This is a genomic window from Betaproteobacteria bacterium, from assembly GCA_016791345.1.
In the GTDB taxonomy this organism is placed as follows: domain Bacteria; phylum Pseudomonadota; class Gammaproteobacteria; order Burkholderiales; family JAEUMW01; genus JAEUMW01.
The window spans coordinates 1-2,012 of the sequence record JAEUMW010000339.1 but is presented as its reverse complement, the minus strand read 5'-3'; the positions used below and the strand labels follow the sequence as shown (position 1 = coordinate 2,012).

The 2,012-nt window shown below is 67.2% G+C and carries 3 protein-coding genes; 2 read left to right on the top strand and 1 reads right to left on the bottom strand.

All coding sequences use genetic code 11. The annotated features are described in order from the left end of the window. Together JNK68_13370 and JNK68_13365 are read left to right on the top strand one after the other, a co-directional pair. Positions 1-559 (top strand): L,D-transpeptidase (locus JNK68_13370; protein ID MBL8541346.1); only part of this gene is annotated, 559 nt, incomplete at its 5' end. 15 nt (positions 560-574) lie between these two features. After that, positions 575-907: a hypothetical protein gene (locus JNK68_13365; GenBank protein MBL8541345.1), complete on the top strand. Its 333-nt coding sequence runs from the start codon at positions 575-577 to the stop codon at positions 905-907. Positions 908-923: 16 nt separating this feature from the next. Here JNK68_13365 and JNK68_13360 read toward each other — a convergent pair whose 3' ends face one another. After that, entirely contained in the window at positions 924-1,577 is a 654-nt protein-coding gene (locus JNK68_13360) for a DUF1223 domain-containing protein (GenBank protein ID MBL8541344.1), read from the bottom strand. Positions 1,578-2,012 lie beyond the last annotated feature (435 nt).

Below are 2,012 nucleotides of genomic sequence, written 5' to 3'. Positions count from 1 at the left end.
CGTGATCGCCAACGCGCAGAGCGCGCCGGTGGACGTGACACATCCGGCTGCGCTCTCGCCGGTGGATGCGAAGACCGGGCGCGCGGTCGAGGTGCCGCCGCTCAGCGCGACAGAAGCATTCCGCTGGGAACCGGAGAAATCGCCATCGGGCCCGCTCTCGATCGTCGTCAGCGGCGCGGATCAGCGCGTGCTCGTCTACCGCAACGGCGTCGAGATCGGGCGCGCGAAGGTGGCGCTGCAGCGGCCCGACCTGCCGCTCGGCACCCACGCCTTCATCATGCAGGAGGGGATGACCGGCGGGTCGAGCCCGATCGCGCCGAGCATGCCCGAGCACCGCTGGATCGCAGTCGGACTGCCGGGGCACGCCGGCGAGGACAAGGCGCCTCTCGATCCGGCGCAGGTCAATCGCGTGCAAATGCCGCCGGCGTTTACCGCCGCGCTCTACAAGGCCCTCGCGCCCGGCTCGACGCTGCTCGTCACCGACGCACCGGTGCTCGAGGAAGATACCACCGGGGTCGCACTGAACGTGATGAATGCAGATGCGCCGCGTGTCGATTGAGATCGGAGCCGCTCGATGAACCGTAAACTCCTGGCCCCCGTTGCTGCCCTCGTCTTCGCGACGTGGCCGCCCGCCGCCTACTCCCAGAGCACCGACGTGCGGCGCCAACTCGACGAACTCGACCGGCAGTGCGAGGCGGCACGGGACGCTGCCCTGCCCGCCATCCGCCAGCAGAAGATCGACGCCTGCGTCGGTCAGGCGCCTTCCGCGCGGGCGCGGCCTGCGTCACGCGAGGACTGCGAGCGCTACTGGAGCGATTACGGGGTCATGCAACGCCAGCGGGCGGCGCTCGATATTCCCGCCTGCCGCAAGGCATTCGAAGCGCGCCAGCAGCACCGCTCGCCGTAAGCGCGCACGTGCAGGTCTATCCCGCGCACATCGCTGCCTGCAGGACATCCCCGGTGCGCCGGTTCTGAACGAACGCCGCGACACCGCTCGGTTTCGGCACGGAAATCACTCGCGAGACGGTGATGGGCTCGGTGCCGTCGATCGCGAACGGGCCGAACCACTCGCGCACGACGGCGTCGTGCGCAAGCGTCGTACCGCGGTTCTCGCCCGCCGTCACGCGATTGGTGAGCCCGTCTTCGTAGACGGCGAGAAACAGGACGACGTCGGTCGTCGCCCACCGCGCATCGACCACCGCTGCTTGCGCCGTAACGGTGCCGGCGTGCGCTGCAAGCATGATGTCGGCTCGAGCGGTGCGCTCGTTGACCGTACGCACGTCTTTCGTGAAACGGTCGAAGGACGGCCACTCGCGATAGTCTCGGCCGGCAAGCACAACCTGTGGCGTGTAGACGAACCCTGCTCCGGCGGTTGCGGCCACCTCGCGCTGACGCGCCGTAAAAGCCGGTTTCGCGAATGGATCCTTCCAGCCAATATGGTCCCAGTAGTCGACATGCAGCGACAGCGGCACGAGCGCATCGGCACCGATGCCTGCGCTGCGCAGACGGCTCAACCAGCGATCGGCGGGCGGGCAGCTGCTGCAGCCCTCGGAGGTGTACAGCTCGACGAGAGCCACCGTCCGCGGACCGCTCTTCACAGAACACTCGAGCGCACGCGCAGGTAAAGCTGCGACTGCAAGACAAAGCGCAAGAACTGCACTGCGCATGGCAATTCCCTCCGCGGGGCAAAGACGCTGGCACGCGGCACCCAGGCAATGGATGGGGGATTTCCTCACACGCGACGCCCTCGCCCGTGTGCAACTTCCGTAGCAATGCGCTAACCTGCCAACAGCGCCATACGGAGCTTGCGCGAGCGCGCTGCTCGCCTACCGGTCACCGGTCACAATTTTCAATCTGTCTCATGGAGTTTCTATGCGAATCGCAGTTCTGGCAGCAACAGCGGTGTTCGCCGCGCCGGTTTACGCGGTCCCGCCGGACTATTACAAGGCCCACACTACCGCAGAGCTCGTGGCAGTTTGCAGTGCGCCGACGACGCAGGCCGACTACGCCAC

Coding starts and splice junctions, on each gene's coding strand:
- JNK68_13365 (MBL8541345.1), top strand. CDS start 575: ATGAACCGTAAACTCCTGGCCCCCGTTGCTGCCCTCGTCTTCGCGACG.